13 protein-coding genes are annotated in these 18,297 nt (G+C 63.6%); all 13 read left to right on the forward strand.

Annotated elements, in window-relative coordinates; all coding sequences use genetic code 11:
* Positions 1 to 84 precede the first annotated feature (84 nt).
* Entirely contained in the window at positions 85 to 4,194 is a 4,110-nt protein-coding gene (gene rpoB, locus KS03_RS18475) for a DNA-directed RNA polymerase subunit beta (RefSeq protein ID WP_017423778.1), read from the forward strand.
* A gap of 21 nt (positions 4,195 to 4,215) precedes the next feature.
* A complete protein-coding gene (gene rpoC, locus KS03_RS18480) occupies positions 4,216 to 8,481 on the forward strand; it encodes a DNA-directed RNA polymerase subunit beta' (RefSeq protein WP_012734351.1) in 4,266 nt (1,421 codons plus the stop codon).
* 31 nt (positions 8,482 to 8,512) lie between these two features.
* The gene (locus tag KS03_RS31540) at positions 8,513 to 8,695 is read left to right on the forward strand and encodes a hypothetical protein (protein WP_127913972.1); all 183 of its coding nucleotides are present in this window, start codon (positions 8,513 to 8,515) and stop codon (positions 8,693 to 8,695) included.
* A gap of 149 nt (positions 8,696 to 8,844) precedes the next feature.
* A complete protein-coding gene (locus KS03_RS18485; protein ID WP_017423779.1) occupies positions 8,845 to 9,438 on the forward strand; it encodes a hypothetical protein in 594 nt (197 codons plus the stop codon).
* Positions 9,439 to 9,462: 24 nt separating this feature from the next.
* The gene (gene recQ, locus KS03_RS18490; RefSeq protein WP_012734352.1) at positions 9,463 to 11,310 is read left to right on the forward strand and encodes a DNA helicase RecQ; all 1,848 of its coding nucleotides are present in this window, start codon (positions 9,463 to 9,465) and stop codon (positions 11,308 to 11,310) included.
* 279 nt (positions 11,311 to 11,589) lie between these two features.
* Positions 11,590 to 11,970 carry a 30S ribosomal protein S12 gene (rpsL, locus tag KS03_RS18495; protein WP_012734353.1) on the forward strand — a complete coding sequence of 127 codons (381 nt, stop codon included), beginning with the start codon at positions 11,590 to 11,592 and terminating at the stop codon, positions 11,968 to 11,970.
* Positions 11,971 to 12,143: 173 nt separating this feature from the next.
* Complete coding sequence (gene rpsG, locus KS03_RS18500) at positions 12,144 to 12,614, forward strand: 30S ribosomal protein S7 (RefSeq protein WP_004198359.1); 471 nt, start codon at positions 12,144 to 12,146, stop codon at positions 12,612 to 12,614.
* Positions 12,615 to 12,733: 119 nt separating this feature from the next.
* Entirely contained in the window at positions 12,734 to 14,836 is a 2,103-nt protein-coding gene (fusA, locus tag KS03_RS18505; RefSeq protein WP_012734354.1) for an elongation factor G, read from the forward strand.
* A gap of 43 nt (positions 14,837 to 14,879) precedes the next feature.
* A complete protein-coding gene (gene tuf / locus KS03_RS18510; protein WP_012734343.1) occupies positions 14,880 to 16,070 on the forward strand; it encodes an elongation factor Tu in 1,191 nt (396 codons plus the stop codon).
* A gap of 145 nt (positions 16,071 to 16,215) precedes the next feature.
* Entirely contained in the window at positions 16,216 to 16,527 is a 312-nt protein-coding gene (gene rpsJ, locus KS03_RS18515) for a 30S ribosomal protein S10 (RefSeq protein ID WP_012734355.1), read from the forward strand.
* A gap of 186 nt (positions 16,528 to 16,713) precedes the next feature.
* Entirely contained in the window at positions 16,714 to 17,364 is a 651-nt protein-coding gene (gene rplC, locus KS03_RS18520) for a 50S ribosomal protein L3 (protein WP_039200682.1), read from the forward strand.
* The gene (gene rplD, locus KS03_RS18525) at positions 17,364 to 17,984 is read left to right on the forward strand and encodes a 50S ribosomal protein L4 (protein ID WP_012734357.1); all 621 of its coding nucleotides are present in this window, start codon (positions 17,364 to 17,366) and stop codon (positions 17,982 to 17,984) included. Before rplC ends, rplD begins: the two co-directional genes overlap by 1 nt.
* The gene (gene rplW, locus KS03_RS18530) at positions 17,981 to 18,295 is read left to right on the forward strand and encodes a 50S ribosomal protein L23 (protein WP_012734358.1); all 315 of its coding nucleotides are present in this window, start codon (positions 17,981 to 17,983) and stop codon (positions 18,293 to 18,295) included. Before rplD ends, rplW begins: the two co-directional genes overlap by 4 nt.
* Positions 18,296 to 18,297: the final 2 nt, after the last annotated feature.

Genomic DNA, 18,297 nt, shown 5'->3' on the forward strand with positions numbered 1-18,297 from the left:
CATCGAGTCTCAGTCGGTGAACACTCGGGTTTGACACGTCCAGGTATCCCGCCTCGATAGCGCCCGTCGTGATTCGGAGATCGTATGCAATATTCCTTCACCGAGAAGAAGCGTATTCGCAAGAGTTTCGCGAAGCGCTCCATCGTTCACCAAGTTCCTTTCCTGCTGGCTACTCAGCTTGAATCATTCAGCACGTTTCTGCAAGCTGAAGTGTCGGCAGCGCAACGTAAGTCCGAGGGTTTGCAGGCCGCCTTCACCTCCGTGTTTCCGATCGTCTCGCACAACGGTTTTGCTCGCCTCGAGTTCGTGAGCTATGCGTTGTCGCCGCCGGCATTCAACATCAAGGAATGCCAGCAGCGGGGCCTCACTTATTGCTCCGCCCTGCGCGCCAAGGTGCGCCTGGTGCTGCTCGACAAGGAATCGCCGAGCAAGCCGGTCGTCAAGGAAGTGAAGGAGCAGGAAGTGTACATGGGCGAGATTCCGCTCATGACGCCGACCGGCTCGTTCGTCATCAACGGTACCGAGCGCGTGATCGTATCGCAGCTCCACCGTTCGCCGGGCGTGTTCTTCGAGCACGACAAGGGCAAGACGCACAGCTCCGGCAAGCTGCTGTTCTCGGCACGGATCATCCCCTACCGCGGCTCGTGGCTCGACTTCGAATTCGATCCGAAGGACGTGCTGTACTTCCGCGTCGACCGTCGCCGCAAGATGCCGGTCACGATCCTGCTGAAGGCGATCGGCCTGACGCCGGAGCAGATCCTCGCGAACTTCTTCGTGTTCGACAACTTCACGCTGATGGACGAAGGCGCACAGATGGAATTCGTGCCCGAACGTCTGCGCGGCGAAGTCGCGCGTTTCGACATCACCGATCGGGACGGCAAGGTCATCGTCCAGAAGGATAAGCGGATCAACGCGAAGCACATCCGCGATCTCGAGGCCGCGAAGACGAAGTTCATCTCGGTGCCGGAGGACTATCTGCTCGGCCGCGTGCTGGCGAAGAACGTCGTCGACGGCGACACCGGCGAAGTGATCGCAAACGCGAACGACGAGATCACGGAAAGCGTGCTCGACAAGCTGCGCGAAGCGAAGATCAAGGACATCCAGACGATCTACACGAACGATCTGGATCAGGGTCCGTACATCTCCTCGACGCTGCGCGTCGATGAAACGGCCGACAAGACGGCCGCGCGCATCGCGATCTACCGCATGATGCGTCCGGGCGAGCCGCCGACCGAGGAAGCGGTCGAGGCGCTGTTCAACCGCCTGTTCTATAGCGAGGACGCCTACGACCTGTCGAAGGTCGGCCGCATGAAGTTCAACCGCCGCGTGGGCCGTGACGAGATCGTCGGGCCGATGACGCTGCAGGACGACGACATCCTCGCCACCATCAAGATCCTCGTCGAGCTGCGCAACGGCAAGGGCGAAGTGGACGACATCGATCACCTCGGCAACCGTCGCGTGCGTTGCGTCGGCGAACTGGCGGAAAACCAGTTCCGCGCCGGCCTGGTGCGTGTCGAGCGCGCGGTGAAGGAACGCCTCGGCCAGGCCGAGAGCGAAAACCTGATGCCGCACGACCTGATCAACTCGAAGCCGATTTCTTCGGCGATCCGCGAGTTCTTCGGGTCGTCGCAGCTCTCGCAGTTCATGGACCAGACCAACCCGCTGTCGGAAATCACGCACAAGCGCCGCGTGTCCGCACTCGGGCCGGGCGGTCTGACGCGCGAGCGCGCGGGCTTCGAAGTCCGTGACGTGCATCCGACCCACTACGGCCGCGTGTGCCCGATCGAGACGCCGGAAGGCCCGAACATCGGCCTGATCAACTCGCTGGCGCTGTACGCGCACCTGAACGAGTACGGCTTCCTCGAGACGCCGTACCGCAAGGTCACGGACGGCAAGGTGACCGACCAGATCGACTATCTGTCGGCGATCGAGGAAGGCCGCTACGTGATCGCGCAGGCCAACGCGTCGGTGGACGAAGCCACCGGCGAGCTGACCGACGAACTGGTGTCGGCGCGTGAAGCCGGTGAAACCATGATGGTCACGCCGGACCGCATCCAGTACATGGACGTGGCGCCGTCGCAGATCGTCTCGGTGGCCGCCTCGCTGATCCCGTTCCTCGAGCACGATGACGCGAACCGCGCCTTGATGGGCTCGAACATGCAGCGTCAGGCCGTGCCTTGCCTGCGTCCGGAAAAGCCGGTCGTCGGCACCGGCATCGAGCGCACCTGCGCGGTCGACTCGGGCACCACGGTGCAGGCCGAGCGTGGCGGCGTGGTCGACTACGTCGACGCGGGCCGTATCGTGATCCGCGTGAACGATGACGAAGCCGTGGCCGGTGAAGTCGGCGTCGACATCTACAACCTGATCAAGTACACGCGTTCGAACCAGAACACGAACATCAACCAGCGTCCGATCGTGAAGATGGGCGACAAGGTCTCGCGCGGCGACGTGCTGGCCGACGGCGCCTCGACGGACCTGGGCGAGCTCGCGCTCGGCCAGAACATGCTGATCGCGTTCATGCCGTGGAACGGCTACAACTTCGAGGATTCGATCCTGATCTCGGAGAAGGTGGTGGCCGACGATCGCTACACGTCGATCCACATCGAAGAGCTGAACGTGGTCGCTCGCGACACCAAGCTCGGGCCGGAAGAAATCACGCGCGACATCTCGAACCTGGCGGAAGTCCAGCTCGGCCGTCTCGACGAATCGGGCATCGTCTACATCGGCGCCGAAGTGGAAGCGGGCGACGTGCTGGTCGGCAAGGTCACGCCGAAGGGCGAGACCCAGCTGACGCCGGAAGAGAAGCTGCTGCGCGCGATCTTCGGCGAGAAGGCCTCGGACGTGAAGGACACCTCGCTGCGGGTGCCGTCGGGCATGAGCGGCACGGTGATCGACGTGCAGGTGTTCACGCGCGAAGGCATCGTGCGTGACAAGCGCGCGCAACAGATCATCGACGATGAACTGAAGCGCTATCGCCTCGACCTGAACGACCAGCTGCGCATCGTGGAAGGCGACGCGTTCCAGCGTCTCGCACGCATGCTCGACGGCAAGGTCGCCAACGGCGGTCCGAAGAAGCTCGCCAAGGGCACCCAGATCGACCAGGCCTACCTGTCGGATCTCGACCACTATCACTGGTTCGACATCCGTCTGGCCGACGAGGAAGCGGCGGCCCAGCTCGAAGCGATCAAGAACTCGATCGAAGAGAAGCGCCACCAGTTCGACCTCGCGTTCGAAGAGAAGCGCAAGAAGCTCACGCAGGGCGATGAACTGCCGCCGGGCGTGCTGAAGATGGTCAAGGTGTACCTCGCCGTCAAGCGCCGCCTGCAGCCGGGCGACAAGATGGCGGGCCGCCACGGCAACAAGGGCGTCGTGTCGAAGATCGTGCCGGTCGAAGACATGCCGTACATGGCCGACGGCCGTCCGGCCGACGTCGTGCTGAACCCGCTCGGCGTGCCGTCGCGGATGAACGTGGGCCAGGTGCTCGAAGTGCACCTGGGCTGGGCCGCGAAGGGCCTCGGCTGGCGGATCGGCGAAATGCTGCAGCGCCAGGCCAAGATCGAGGAACTGCGCGTGTTCCTGACCAAGATCTACAACGAGTCGGGCCGCGCGGAGGACCTGGACAGCTTCAGCGACGACGAGATCCTCGAACTCGCGCGCAACCTGCGCGAAGGCGTGCCGTTCGCGACGCCGGTGTTCGACGGGGCGACCGAGGAAGAAATGTCGAAGATGCTCGACCTGGCGTTCCCGGACGAGATCGCGCAGCAGCTCGGCATGACGCCGTCGAAGAACCAGGTTCGCCTGTACGACGGCCGCACCGGCGAAGCGTTCGAGCGGACCGTGACGGTCGGCTACATGCACTACCTGAAGCTGCACCACTTGGTCGACGACAAGATGCACGCGCGTTCGACCGGCCCGTACTCGCTTGTCACGCAGCAGCCGCTGGGCGGCAAGGCGCAGTTCGGCGGCCAGCGTTTCGGGGAAATGGAAGTGTGGGCGCTCGAGGCGTATGGCGCGTCGTATGTGCTGCAGGAAATGCTGACGGTGAAGTCGGACGACGTGAACGGCCGGACCAAGGTGTACGAGAACCTCGTCAAGGGCGACCACGTGATCGACGCGGGCATGCCGGAATCCTTCAACGTGCTGGTGAAGGAAATCCGCTCGCTCGGTATCGACATCGACCTCGATCGCAACTAATCGGACTACGGAGAGAAAGCAATGAAAGCTCTGCTCGATCTATTCAAGCAAGTCCAACAGGAAGAAGTCTTCGACGCGATCAAGATCGGTCTGGCTTCGCCGGACAAGATTCGCTCCTGGTCGTTCGGCGAGGTCAAGAAGCCGGAAACGATCAACTACCGCACCTTCAAGCCGGAGCGGGATGGTCTGTTCTGCGCGAAGATCTTCGGGCCGATCAAGGACTACGAGTGCCTGTGCGGCAAGTACAAGCGCTTGAAGCACCGCGGCGTGATCTGCGAGAAGTGCGGCGTCGAGGTGACGCTCGCCAAGGTGCGCCGCGAGCGCATGGGCCACATCGAACTGGCCTCGCCCGTCGCGCACATCTGGTTCCTGAAGTCGCTGCCGTCGCGTCTGGGCATGGTGCTCGACATGACGCTGCGCGACATCGAACGCGTGCTGTACTTCGAAGCCTATGTGGTGATCGAACCGGGCATGACGCCGCTGAAGGCGCGGCAGATCATGACCGAGGAGGACTACTACAACAAGGTCGAGGAATACGGTGACGAATTCCGCGCCGAGATGGGCGCGGAAGGCGTGCGCGAGCTGCTGCGCGCGATCAACATCGACGAACAGGTCGAGACGCTGCGCACCGAGCTCAAGAACACCGGCTCGGAAGCGAAGATCAAGAAGTACGCGAAGCGCCTGAAGGTGCTCGAGGCATTCCAGCGCTCCGGCATCAAGCCGGAGTGGATGATCCTCGAGGTGCTGCCGGTGCTGCCGCCCGAGCTGCGCCCGCTGGTGCCGCTCGACGGCGGCCGTTTCGCGACCTCGGACTTGAACGACCTGTATCGCCGCGTGATCAACCGGAACAACCGTCTGAAGCGTCTGCTCGAGCTGAAGGCGCCGGAGATCATCGTGCGCAACGAAAAGCGCATGCTGCAGGAAGCGGTCGATTCGCTGCTCGACAACGGTCGTCGCGGCAAGGCGATGACGGGTGCCAACAAGCGTCCGCTCAAGTCGCTCGCCGACATGATCAAGGGCAAGGGCGGCCGGTTCCGTCAGAACCTGCTCGGCAAGCGCGTCGACTACTCGGGCCGTTCGGTCATCGTGGTCGGCCCGACGCTGAAGCTGCACCAGTGCGGTCTGCCGAAGCTGATGGCGCTCGAGCTGTTCAAGCCGTTCATCTTCAACAAGCTGGAAGTGATGGGCGTCGCGACCACCATCAAGGCCGCGAAGAAGGAAGTCGAGAACCAGACGCCGGTGGTGTGGGACATCCTCGAAGAGGTGATCCGCGAGCACCCGGTGATGCTGAACCGTGCGCCGACGCTGCACCGTCTCGGCATCCAGGCGTTCGAGCCGGTCCTGATCGAAGGCAAGGCGATCCAGCTGCACCCGCTCGTCTGCGCGGCGTTCAACGCCGACTTCGACGGTGACCAGATGGCCGTCCACGTGCCGCTGTCGCTCGAAGCGCAGATGGAAGCGCGCACGCTGATGCTGGCGTCGAACAACGTGCTGTTCCCGGCCAACGGCGATCCGTCGATCGTGCCGTCGCAGGATATCGTGCTGGGCCTGTACTACGCCACGCGCGAAGCCGTCAACGGCAAGGGCGAGGGCATGTCGTTCACGGGCGTGTCGGAAGTGCTGCGCGCCTACGAGAACAAGGAAGTCGAGCTGGCCTCGCGCGTCAACGTGCGGATCACCGAAATGGTCCACAACGAGGACAAGTCCGAAGGCGCGCCGCAGTTCGTGCCGAAGGTCTCGCTGTACGCGACCACCGTCGGCCGCGCGATCCTGTCGGAAATCCTGCCGGCCGGCCTGCCGTTCTCGGTGCTGAACAAGCCGCTGAAGAAGAAGGAAATCTCGCGCCTGATCAACACCGCGTTCCGCAAGTGCGGCCTGCGCGCGACCGTCGTGTTCGCCGACCAGCTGATGCAGTCGGGCTTCCGGCTCGCGACGCGCGCCGGCATCTCGATCTGCGTCGACGACATGCTGGTGCCGCCGCAGAAGGAAGTGATCGTCGGCGACGCCGCAAAGAAGGTGAAGGAGTACGACCGCCAGTACATGTCGGGTCTCGTCACCGCCCAGGAGCGCTACAACAACGTGGTCGACATCTGGTCGGCGACGTCGGAAGCGGTCGGCAAGGCGATGATGGAGCAGCTGTCGACGGAGCCGGTGACGGACCGCGACGGCAACGAGACGCGCCAGGAATCGTTCAACTCGATCTACATGATGGCCGACTCGGGCGCGCGCGGTTCGGCCGTCCAGATCCGTCAGTTGGCCGGGATGCGCGGCCTGATGGCGAAGCCGGACGGCTCGATCATCGAGACGCCGATCACGGCGAACTTCCGCGAAGGCCTGAACGTGCTGCAGTACTTCATCTCGACCCACGGCGCACGTAAGGGTCTGGCTGATACGGCACTGAAGACGGCGAACTCGGGCTACCTGACGCGTCGTCTGGTCGACGTCACGCAGGATCTGGTGGTGGTCGAGGACGATTGCGGCACCTCGAACGGCGTGGCGATGAAGGCGCTGGTCGAAGGCGGCGAAGTGGTCGAGGCGCTGCGCGACCGGATTCTCGGCCGCGTCGCGGTGGCCGATGTGGTCAACCCGGAAACGCAGGAAACGCTGTACGAGACGGGCACCCTGCTCGACGAGACGGCGGTCGAGGAAATCGAACGCCTCGGCATCGACGAAGTGCGCGTGCGCACGGCGCTCACCTGCGAAACGCGCTACGGCCTCTGCGCGGCCTGCTACGGCCGCGACCTAGGCCGCGGCTCGCTCGTGAACGTCGGCGAAGCGGTCGGCGTGATCGCGGCGCAGTCGATCGGCGAGCCGGGCACGCAGCTGACGATGCGGACCTTCCACATCGGCGGCGCGGCATCGCGCGCGGCGGTCGCTTCGTCGGTCGAGGCGAAGAGCAATGGTGTGGTGCGCTTCACGGCGACCATGCGCTACGTGACGAACGCGAAGGGCGAGCAGATCGTCATCTCGCGCTCGGGCGAGGCGATGATCACCGACGACATCGGCCGTGAGCGCGAACGTCACAAGATCCCGTATGGCGCGACGCTGCTGCAACTCGACGGCGACACGATCAAGGCCGGCACGCAGCTGGCCACGTGGGATCCGCTGACGCGCCCGATCATCACCGAGTACGGCGGTACGGTGAAGTTCGAGAACGTCGAGGAAGGCGTGACCGTGGCCAAGCAGATCGACGACGTGACGGGCCTCTCCACGCTCGTCGTGATCGACGTGAAGCGCCGCGGTTCGCAGGCCTCGAAGAGCGTGCGTCCGCAGGTGAAGCTGCTCGACGCGAACGGCGAGGAAGTGAAGATCCCGAACACCGAGCACTCGGTGCAGATCGGCTTCCAGGTCGGCGCGCTGATCACCGTGAAGGACGGCCAGCAGGTCCAGGTGGGTGAAGTGCTGGCACGGATCCCGACCGAAGCGCAGAAGACGCGGGACATCACCGGCGGTCTGCCGCGGGTGGCGGAACTGTTCGAAGCACGTTCGCCGAAGGACGCCGGCATTCTGGCGGAAGTCACCGGCACGACCTCGTTCGGCAAGGACACCAAGGGCAAGCAGCGTCTCGTCATCACGGATCTCGAGGGCAACCAGCACGAGTTCCTGATCGCGAAGGAAAAGCAGGTGCTGGTCCACGATGCCCAGGTCGTCAACAAGGGCGAAATGATCGTGGACGGTCCGGCCGATCCGCACGACATCCTGCGTCTGCAGGGTATCGAGGCGCTGTCGCGCTACATCGTCGACGAAGTGCAGGACGTGTACCGTCTGCAGGGCGTGAAGATCAACGACAAGCACATCGAGGTGATCGTTCGCCAGATGCTGCGTCGGGTTCAGATCACCGATAACGGCGACACGCGTTTCATCCCGGGCGAGCAGGTCGAGCGTTCGGACATGCTTGACGAAAACGATCGCATGATCGCGGAAGGCAAGCGTCCGGCGACCTACGAGAACATCCTGCTGGGCATCACGAAGGCGTCGCTGTCGACGGATTCGTTCATCTCGGCGGCCTCGTTCCAGGAAACGACGCGGGTGCTGACGGAAGCGGCGATCATGGGCAAGCGCGACGACCTGCGCGGCCTGAAGGAAAACGTGATCGTCGGCCGTCTGATCCCGGCCGGTACCGGCCTGGCGTTCCACAAGGCGCGCCGGAACAAGGAGGTTTCGGATCGCGAGCGTTTCGACCAGATCGCACAGGAAGAAGCGTTCGAGTTCGGCATTCCGGAAACGCCGGCGGCCGCCGATCCGACCGACGCGGTCGAATCGCAGCAGCACCCGAGCGCGGAATAAGCGGCAGCGGCGCCGAGCCGCTTGCCGTCCCGTGCTGCCAGAACCGCCCGGTTTCGACCGGGCGGTTTTTTTTTCGTCCGTCGCGGGCGGTCTCGCGGAGATGGTTCGCGGCGCGATCGCGCTGCCGGGTGCATCGATTCGCACGCCGCGCTTGCCGCCCACCGCTTCGGCCACCGGCATCGAAAATAATGAAGGTTGCGGAGTTTTCGCATGAGGCTCCGTTGTTTCGAGATAGGGCGAATGCTAAGGTCGCTGACTGATTTCAACGATATCCAGGCGGCGCGTTCGCGCCGATCTACCGCCGGAGCGGTCCTTTCCCCGTGATCGTGCCCGGGCCGGGCGGTAACGACGAGAGGGCATCCCATGCGCAACGTGGTCGTGGTCAATCGCTGGATCGGCATCACCGGTCTCGTTCTCTGTCTGTCGCTGGCGGTACTCGCGCTGCCGGGCTGGTGGTATCTGCGCCACCACTGGGTGCCGGGCGACACGATCGTCTACACGCGGGTGCTGCGCCCCGGTCTCATGATCTATGTGGTTCGCCGCGAGGACGGCGTCTCGGTACCGCCGCGCTACGACTACTACCTGTCCGGGCGCTTCATCGACCGCTCCACGCTGGGCGGCCTGATGGACCGCCGGGCACCGTTCCTGAGCGCGGACAACGACCTGGCCGACGTCGTCGTCGACGGCGACGACACGCTCTGCGTGTCGGTGTTCGGCCACGTCTCCGGCTTCCAGAACCACGTCATGGTCGACGTCGACGGGGTCCCACAGACGATCGCGATCGGCCTGGCCGCGCGGCCCGCGGACCGCCCGGGCGGGCCGCGCGATGATTCGCCGGCGGCGCGCCGCTCGAGCGCGACACATGCGGCGCCGCGCACCGCATCGACCGGGCCGGATGGCCAACCTGCAAAGGATCGTGAGGGCGGGGCGCCGTCTGTCTGTAGAATGCTGCCTTGATTTTCCATCCGGTCCCCTTGCCTCATGTCGCGCGCGCTCGAAATCCTGAACGAAGTTTTCGGTTATCCGGCCTTTCGCGGCCAGCAGGGCGAGATCGTCGAACACGTCTCGGCGGGCGGCGACTGCCTCGTGCTGATGCCGACCGGTGGGGGCAAATCGCTCTGCTACCAGATCCCCGCACTGGTGCGGCACGAGGCGGGGCAGGGCGCCGGCATCGTCGTGTCGCCGCTGATCGCGCTGATGCAGGACCAGGTCGCCGCGCTGACCGAGGTCGGCGTGCGCGCCGCTTACCTGAATTCGACGCTGTCTGGCGCCGAGGCCGCCGCCACCGAGCGCGCGCTGCGCGAAGGCGAACTCGACCTGCTCTACGTCGCGCCCGAGCGTCTCATGACGCCGCGCTTCCTCGATCTGCTCGAACGCACGCGCATCGGGCTGTTCGCGATCGACGAGGCGCACTGCGTGTCGCAATGGGGGCATGACTTCCGCCCCGAATATATCCAGCTGTCGGTCCTGCACGAGCGCTTCCCGTATGTGCCGCGCATCGCGCTGACGGCCACCGCCGACGCGATCACGCGCGACGAGATCATCCAGCGCCTGGCGCTCGACGACGCGCGCGTGTTCGTGTCGAGCTTCGACCGGCCGAACATTCGCTACCGGATCGTCGAGAAGGACAACGCGCGCTCGCAGCTGCTCGATTTCATCCGCGCCGAGCACACCAACGCCGACGGCACGACCGACGCGGGCGTCGTCTATTGCCTGTCGCGCCGCAAGGTCGAGGAAACGGCCGAGTGGCTCAAGACCCAGGGCGTGCGTGCGCTGCCCTACCACGCCGGAATGGAGTTCGAGATACGCCAGCGCCACCAGGAGATGTTCCAGCGCGAGGAAGGGATCGTGATGTGCGCGACGATTGCGTTCGGGATGGGTATCGACAAGCCCGACGTGCGCTTCGTGGCCCACCTCGACCTGCCCAAGAGCGTCGAGGGCTACTATCAGGAAACCGGCCGGGCCGGCCGCGACGGCCTGCCGGCCAACGCATGGATGGCCTACGGCCTCGGCGACGTGGTGCAGCAGCGCAAGATGATCGACGAGTCCGATGCCGACGACGCCCACAAGCGCGTGCAGACCGGCAAGCTCGACGCGCTGCTCGGCCTGTGTGAAACCGCCTCGTGCCGCCGCGTGCGCCTGCTCGGCTATTTCGGCGAGGCGAGCCAGCCGTGCGGCAACTGCGATACGTGCCTCGAGCCGCCGGCCACCTGGGACGCGACGCGCGAGGCGCAGATGGCGCTGTCCTGCGTGTTCCGCGCACAGCGTGCGAGCGGCTTCAACTTCGGCGCGAGCCACCTGATCGAGATCCTGCGCGGCGTGAAGACCGAAAAGGTCCAGCAGCGCGGCCACGACACGCTGAGCACGTTCGGGATCGGCGCCGAGCTGTCCGAGCCCGAATGGCGCGCGATCTTCCGCCAGCTCGTGGCGTTCGGCTACCTGGCCGTCGATCACGGCGGCTTCGGCGCGCTGGTGCTGACCGAGGCCAGCAAGCCGGTGCTCAAGGGCGAGCAGACCGTCACGCTGCGCCGCTACGTGAAGCCGAAGAGTTCGCGGCAGTCGTCCGCGCGCAGCGGCGCGCGCGCCGATCCGACGGCCGGCATGTCGGCACGCGAGCGCGCCTGCTGGGAGCGGCTGCGCGCCTGGCGCGCCGAGACGGCGAAGAGCGACGGCGTACCCGCCTACGTGATCTTCCATGACGCCACGCTGGCCGAGATCGCGCGCAACGCGCCCGAGTCGATCGAGGACTTGCGCCACATCCCCGGCATCGGCGCGCGCAAGCTCGATCGCTTCGGCGACGAGATCCTCGAGGTCGTCGAAGCGGCCTGAGCCGCGCCGGCGGCGCGCCGGGGCGCAGGCAGCGCGAGCGCCGTGGCGTGCCGTCATCGATTCGTCACTTATTCCTGCTTCGGCCGATCACGCAAGCTGTTGACTCGCTTGAGATTTTTGGATTATGATGCCGGGTTCCGATTCTCGGAAGGTAAACTCGCGAGCCGATGTCAAGCACCGGCTGCGGACGAGTCTCACGGTTTCGGATCGTCACAGGCATGCCGGCGTCGCTTTGCCCGACGCCGACGTGTCGGTTTTTGTCATCTTCAGGAATACACAATGCCAACCATCAACCAACTGGTTCGCAAAGGCCGTGAGTCGGAAACGACCAAGAGCAAGAGCCCGGCCTTGCAGAACTGCCCCCAGCGTCGCGGTGTGTGCACTCGCGTGTACACGACGACGCCGAAGAAGCCGAACTCGGCACTCCGGAAGGTCGCCAAGGTTCGTCTGACGAACGGCTTCGAAGTGATTTCGTACATCGGCGGTGAAGGCCACAACCTGCAGGAACACTCGGTTGTGCTGATCCGTGGCGGCCGTGTGAAGGACTTGCCGGGTGTGCGTTACCACATGGTTCGCGGCTCGCTGGATACGCAGGGCGTCAAGGACCGTAAGCAAGCGCGTTCGAAGTACGGCGCGAAGCGTGCGAAGGCTGCGAAGTAAGCAGGCACGGAAAGGTGATCGCCAGATGGCGATTAATGCGGTGGTGCCGGATAGCCGGTGCTGTCGAGTAAGTGGTCACCCGGCCAAGCTGGTTAGTCGAACGAGATGAATCGGGTTTGTTGGTGGCCGCGGGGCTGATGCTCAGCTCCAACTGAAAAGCTAAAGGAAGAAACATGCCGCGTCGTCGCGAAGTCCCCAAGCGGGAAGTGTTGCCGGATCCGAAGTACGGTAACGTTGATGTTGCAAAATTCATGAACATGCTGATGCTGTCCGGCAAGAAGTCGGTCGCGGAACGCATCGTTTATGGCGCTTTCGAACAGATCCAGACCAAGGGTGGCAAGGACCCGCTGGAAGTGTTCACGGTCGCGCTGAACAACGTGAAGCCGGTGGTCGAAGTGAAGAGCCGTCGCGTTGGTGGTGCGAACTATCAGGTTCCGGTCGAAGTGCGTCCGTCGCGTCGTATGGCATTGGCGATGCGCTGGCTGCGTGAGGCCGCGAAGAAGCGTAGCGAGAAGTCGATGGCCCTGCGTCTCGCGGGTGAACTGTCCGAAGCGGCCGAAGGCCGCGGCGGCGCGATGAAGAAGCGCGACGAAGTTCACCGGATGGCGGAAGCCAACCGCGCGTTCTCGCATTTCCGCTTCTAAGCGCGAGAGCGAGGCTCCAGCGGTAAAAATCCGGGCGGGTGCGCTTGTTTCGAGCGCCTCGCCCGTTTGTGTTGAGGCGTGACGCGACCTTGCGTCGCGTTAACCCATAGAGGATCAAAGTGGCTCGCAAGACTCCTATCGAGCGCTACCGCAATATCGGTATTAGCGCCCACATCGACGCCGGCAAGACGACGACGACCGAGCGCATTCTGTTTTATACCGGCGTGAACCACAAGATCGGTGAGGTTCACGACGGCGCCGCCACGATGGACTGGATGGAGCAGGAGCAGGAGCGTGGCATCACGATCACCTCCGCTGCTACGACCGCGTTCTGGAAGGGCATGGGCGGCAACTACCCCGAACACCGCATCAACATCATCGACACCCCGGGCCACGTCGACTTCACGATCGAAGTGGAGCGTTCGATGCGCGTGCTCGACGGCGCGTGCATGGTGTATTGCGCGGTGGGTGGCGTTCAGCCCCAGTCGGAAACCGTCTGGCGTCAGGCGAACAAGTACAAGGTGCCGCGTCTCGCGTTCGTCAACAAGATGGACCGCACCGGCGCGAACTTCTTCAAGGTCTACGACCAGCTGCGCCTGCGCCTGAAGGCGAATCCGGTGCCCGTGGTGGTGCCGATCGGCTCGGAAGAAAACTTCAAGGGCGTGGTCGACCTGCTGAAGATGAAGGCGATCATTTGGGACGAGGCGTCCCAGGGCACGAAGTTCGACTACGTCGACATCCCGGCCGAGCTCGCCGACACCTGCCAGGAATGGCGTGAAAAGATGGTCGAAGCCGCGGCGGAAGCCAGCGAAGACCTGATGAACAAGTACCTCGAAGAAGGCGATCTGCCGGAAGCCGACATCGTCAAGGCGCTGCGCGACCGGACGATCGCTTGCGAAATCCAGCCGATGCTGTGCGGTACGGCGTTCAAGAACAAGGGCGTGCAGCGCATGCTCGACGCCGTGATCGACTTCCTGCCGTCGCCGGTCGACATTCCGCCCGTCAAGGGCGAGCTCGACAACGGCGAATCGGCCGAGCGTCAGGCGTCGGACGAAGAGAAGTTCTCGTCGCTCGCCTTCAAGATCATGACCGACCCGTTCGTCGGCCAGCTGATCTTCTTCCGCGTCTACTCGGGCGTCGTCAATTCGGGTGACACGCTGCTGAACTCGACCAAGGGCAAGAAGGAGCGCCTGGGCCGGATTCTGCAGATGCACGCGAACCAGCGCGAAGAAATCAAGGAAGTGCGCGCCGGCGACATCGCCGCCGCGGTCGGCCTGAAGGAGGCGACCACGGGCGACACGCTGTGCGACCCGGCCCATCCGATCGTGCTGGAGCGCATGGTGTTCCCGGAGCCGGTGATTTCGCAGGCCGTCGAGCCGAAGACGAAGGCCGACCAGGAGAAGATGGGCCTGGCGCTGAACCGCCTCGCTCAGGAAGATCCGTCGTTCCGCGTTCAGACCGACGAGGAATCGGGCCAGACCATCATTTCGGGCATGGGCGAGCTCCACCTCGAAATTCTGGTCGACCGGATGAAGCGTGAGTTCGGCGTCGAGGCCACCGTCGGCAAGCCGCAGGTGGCGTATCGCGAAACGATCCGTTCGACGGCGAAGGATGTCGACGGCAAGTTCGTCAAGCAGTCGGGCGGCCGCGGCCAGTACGGTCACGCCACCATCACGCTCGAGCCGAACGAGCAGGGCAAGGGCTACGAGTTCTTCGACGAGATCAAGGGTGGCGTGATTCCGCGCGAATACATCCCGGCCGTCGACAAGGGCATCCAGGACACGCTCAAGAGCGGCGTGCTGGCGGGCTTCCCGGTCGTCGACGTGAAGGTTCACCTGACGTTCGGTTCGTACCACGACGTGGACTCGAACGAAAACGCGTTCCGTATGGCCGGCTCGATGGCGTTCAAGGAAGCCATGCGCCGCGCGAATCCGGTCGTGCTCGAACCGATGATGGCAGTGGAAGTCGAAACGCCGGAAGACTACATGGGCAACGTGATGGGCGACCTGTCGGGCCGTCGCGGTATCGTCCAGGGCATGGAAGACATGGTTGGCGGTGGCAAGATCGTCCGCGCCGAAGTGCCGCTGTCGGAAATGTTCGGTTACTCGACGTCGCTGCGCTCGCTGACGCAAGGTCGCGCCACGTACACGATGGAGTTCAAGCACTACGCCGAAGCTCCGCGTAACGTCGCCGAAGCGATCATCAGCGCGAAGTCGAAGTAAGTCGTCTCCCCCAAACGTTCATCATTTTTGAAAGAAGAGAATCATGGCAAAAGAGAAGTTTGAACGGACCAAGCCGCACGTCAACGTTGGCACGATCGGTCACGTTGACCACGGCAAGACGACGCTGACGGCGGCGATCGCGACGGTTCTGTCGTCGAAGTTCGGCGGCGAAGCGAAGAAGTACGACGAAATCGACGCGGCGCCGGAAGAAAAGGCACGCGGCATCACGATCAACACCGCACACATCGAGTACGAAACGGCGAACCGCCACTACGCGCACGTCGATTGCCCGGGCCACGCCGACTACGTGAAGAACATGATCACGGGTGCCGCGCAGATGGACGGCGCGATCCTGGTGTGCTCGGCAGCCGACGGCCCGATGCCGCAAACGCGTGAGCACATCCTGCTGGCGCGTCAGGTTGGCGTGCCGTACATCATCGTGTTCCTGAACAAGTGCGACATGGTGGACGACGCCGAACTGCTCGAGCTGGTCGAGATGGAAGTTCGCGAGCTGCTGTCGAAGTACGACTTCCCGGGCGACGACACGCCGATCATCAAGGGTTCGGCCAAGCTGGCGCTGGAAGGCGACAAGGGCGAGCTGGGCGAGACGGCGATCATGAACCTGGCCGACGCGCTGGACTCGTACATTCCGACGCCGGAGCGTGCGGTGGACGGTACGTTCCTGATGCCGGTGGAAGACGTGTTCTCGATCTCGGGCCGCGGCACGGTGGTGACGGGTCGCGTCGAGCGCGGCATCGTGAAGGTTGGCGAGGAAATCGAAATCGTCGGTATCAAGCCGACGGTGAAGACGACCTGCACGGGCGTGGAAATGTTCCGCAAGCTGCTGGATCAAGGCCAGGCTGGCGACAACGTCGGTATTCTGCTGCGCGGCACGAAGCGTGAAGAAGTGGAGCGTGGTCAGGTTCTGGCGAAGCCGGGCTCGATCAAGCCGCACACGCACTTCACGGCCGAGGTGTACGTGCTGAGCAAGGACGAAGGCGGCCGTCACACGCCGTTCTTCAACAACTACCGTCCGCAGTTCTACTTCCGTACGACGGACGTGACGGGCTCGATCGAGCTGCCGAAGGACAAGGAAATGGTGATGCCGGGCGACAACGTGTCGATCACGGTGAAGCTGATCGCGCCGATCGCGATGGAAGAAGGTCTGCGCTTCGCGATCCGCGAAGGCGGCCGTACCGTCGGCGCCGGCGTCGTCGCCAAGATCCTCGACTAATATCGAGCGTCATCGAGCTGTAGCTGGTGTATCATCTGCGGTTCAGCACCCGGGATCGGGTGCCCGTGCTCAACGGGTGCCCGATCCCATGTTCTTTTATTGATCCGGCGATGCAACATCGCCTCGCTCTTTTCAAGGAATCGTCATGCAAAAGCAAAAAATCCGCATTCGCCTGAAGGCATTCGACTATCGTCTGATCGATCAGTCGGCCGCCGAGATCGTCGATACGGCGAAGCGGACCGGTGCGATCGTCCGTGGCCCGGTGCCGCTGCCGACGCGCATTCAGCGTTTCGACATCCTCCGTTCGCCGCACGTCAACAAGACCTCGCGCGATCAGCTCGAAATTCGCACGCACCAGCGCCTGATGGACATCGTCGATCCGACCGACAAGACGGTCGACGCGCTGATGAAGCTCGATCTGCCGGCCGGCGTCGACGTCGAAATCAAGCTGCAGTAAGGCTTTCCACGGGGTCGGTCGCTACCGGCCGCGCTAAGTCATTGATTGCTTGCGGAAAACGAAAGGCCTCGCTATAATGCAAGGCTTTTCGCGTATTTGCGTAAAAGCCGGCGTGCCCGCCCTCTTGGTGGCCGCGGCGTTTTGTAAATTAGCCCCGACCAATCGCAGTTGGGAATGGAGAAAACGATGAGCCTTGGACTCGTAGGTCGCAAGGTTGGTATGACCCGTATTTTCACGGCGGATGGGGACTCGATTCCCGTCACCGTGCTGGACGTGTCGGACAACCGCGTGACGCAGATCAAGACTGTTGAAACCGACGGCTACACGGCCGTTCAGGTTGCATTCGGCTCGCGCCGCGCCTCGCGCGTGACGAAGCCGCTGGCAGGTCATCTCGCCAAAGCCGGTGTCGAAGCCGGTGAAATCCTCAAGGAATTCCGTATCGATGCGACCAAGGCAGCCGAGCTGTCGAATGGCGCCATCGTCGGTCCCGATCTCTTCGAAGTAGGCCAGAAGGTCGACGTGCAAGGCGTGTCGATCGGTAAGGGCTATGCCGGTACGATCAAGCGTTACAACTTCAGCTCGGGCCGCGCCACGCACGGTAACTCGCGTTCGCACAACGTGCCGGGCTCGATCGGTATGGCGCAGGATCCGGGCCGTGTGTTCCCGGGCAAGCGCATGACGGGCCACATGGGTGACGTCACCGTGACGGTTCAGAACCTCGAAATCGCGCGCATCGACGCAGAGCGCAAGCTGCTGCTGGTGAAGGGCGCCATTCCGGGCACGAAGGGCGGCAAGGTCTTCGTGACGCCGGCCGTCAAGACCAAGGGGGCGAAATAATGGAACTCAAGCTCCTGAATGCGAATGGCCAGGAAGGTGCTGTCGTCAACGCGTCGGACGTCGTGTTCGGCCGTGACTACAACGAAGCGCTGATCCACCAGATCGTCGTTGCATACCAGGCGAACGCTCGCCAGGGCAACCGCGCTCAGAAGGATCGCGAGCAGGTCAAGCACACGACCAAGAAGCCGTGGCGCCAGAAGGGTACGGGCCGTGCCCGTGCCGGTATGTCGTCGAGCCCGCTGTGGCGCGGTGGTGGCCGGATTTTCCCGAACTCCCCCGAAGAAAACTTCTCGCACAAGGTCAACAAGAAGATGCATCGCGCAGGCCTCTGCTCGATCTTCTCCCAGTTGGCTCGCGAAGGCCGCCTGTCGGTGGTCGAAGACCTGACGCTCGAAGCGCCGAAGACCAAGCTGTTGGCCGAGAAGTTCAAGGCCATGGGCCTCGAGTCCGTGCTCGTCATCACCGATACGGTCGATGAAAACCTGTACCTCGCGTCGCGCAACCTGCCGAATGTGGCGGTTGTCGAGCCGCGTTACGCCGACCCGCTGTCGCTGATCTACTTCAAGAAGATCCTGGTCACGAAGGCTGCGGTCGCCCAGATCGAGGAGTTGCTGTCATGAGCGAGATTCGCAAGAACGATCATCGTTTGATGCAGGTCCTGCTCGCGCCGGTGGTCTCGGAAAAGGCGACGCTGGTTGCCGACAAGAACGAGCAAGTCGTGTTCGAGGTCGCACCCGATGCCACGAAGCAGGAAGTGAAGGCGGCCGTCGAGCTGCTGTTCAAGGTGGAAGTTGATTCCGTCAACGTGCTGGTGCAGAAGGGCAAGCAAAAGCGCTTCGGCCGTTCGATGGGCCGCCGCAAGGACGTGAAGAAGGCATACGTGTGCCTGAAGCCCGGCCAGGAAATCAACTTTGAAGCGGAGGCCAAGTAATC

The sequence above is a fragment of the Burkholderia glumae LMG 2196 = ATCC 33617 genome (assembly GCF_000960995.1).
Classification (GTDB): Bacteria; Pseudomonadota; Gammaproteobacteria; order Burkholderiales; family Burkholderiaceae; genus Burkholderia; species Burkholderia glumae.

Bases quoted from the DNA above. Each gene is read 5' to 3' on its own strand.
- rpoC (WP_012734351.1), top strand. From the start codon at position 4,216: ATGAAAGCTCTGCTCGATCTATTCAAGCAAGTCCAACAGGAAGAAGTC.
- recQ (WP_012734352.1), top strand. From the start codon at position 9,463: ATGTCGCGCGCGCTCGAAATCCTGAACGAAGTTTTCGGTTATCCGGCC.
- rplW (WP_012734358.1), top strand. From the start codon at position 17,981: ATGAGCGAGATTCGCAAGAACGATCATCGTTTGATGCAGGTCCTGCTC.
- rpsJ (WP_012734355.1), top strand. From the start codon at position 16,216: ATGCAAAAGCAAAAAATCCGCATTCGCCTGAAGGCATTCGACTATCGT.
- rpsL (WP_012734353.1), top strand. From the start codon at position 11,590: ATGCCAACCATCAACCAACTGGTTCGCAAAGGCCGTGAGTCGGAAACG.
- tuf (WP_012734343.1), top strand. From the start codon at position 14,880: ATGGCAAAAGAGAAGTTTGAACGGACCAAGCCGCACGTCAACGTTGGC.
- rpsG (WP_004198359.1), top strand. From the start codon at position 12,144: ATGCCGCGTCGTCGCGAAGTCCCCAAGCGGGAAGTGTTGCCGGATCCG.
- KS03_RS18485 (WP_017423779.1), top strand. From the start codon at position 8,845: ATGCGCAACGTGGTCGTGGTCAATCGCTGGATCGGCATCACCGGTCTC.
- rplC (WP_039200682.1), top strand. From the start codon at position 16,714: ATGAGCCTTGGACTCGTAGGTCGCAAGGTTGGTATGACCCGTATTTTC.
- rplD (WP_012734357.1), top strand. From the start codon at position 17,364: ATGGAACTCAAGCTCCTGAATGCGAATGGCCAGGAAGGTGCTGTCGTC.
- rpoB (WP_017423778.1), top strand. From the start codon at position 85: ATGCAATATTCCTTCACCGAGAAGAAGCGTATTCGCAAGAGTTTCGCG.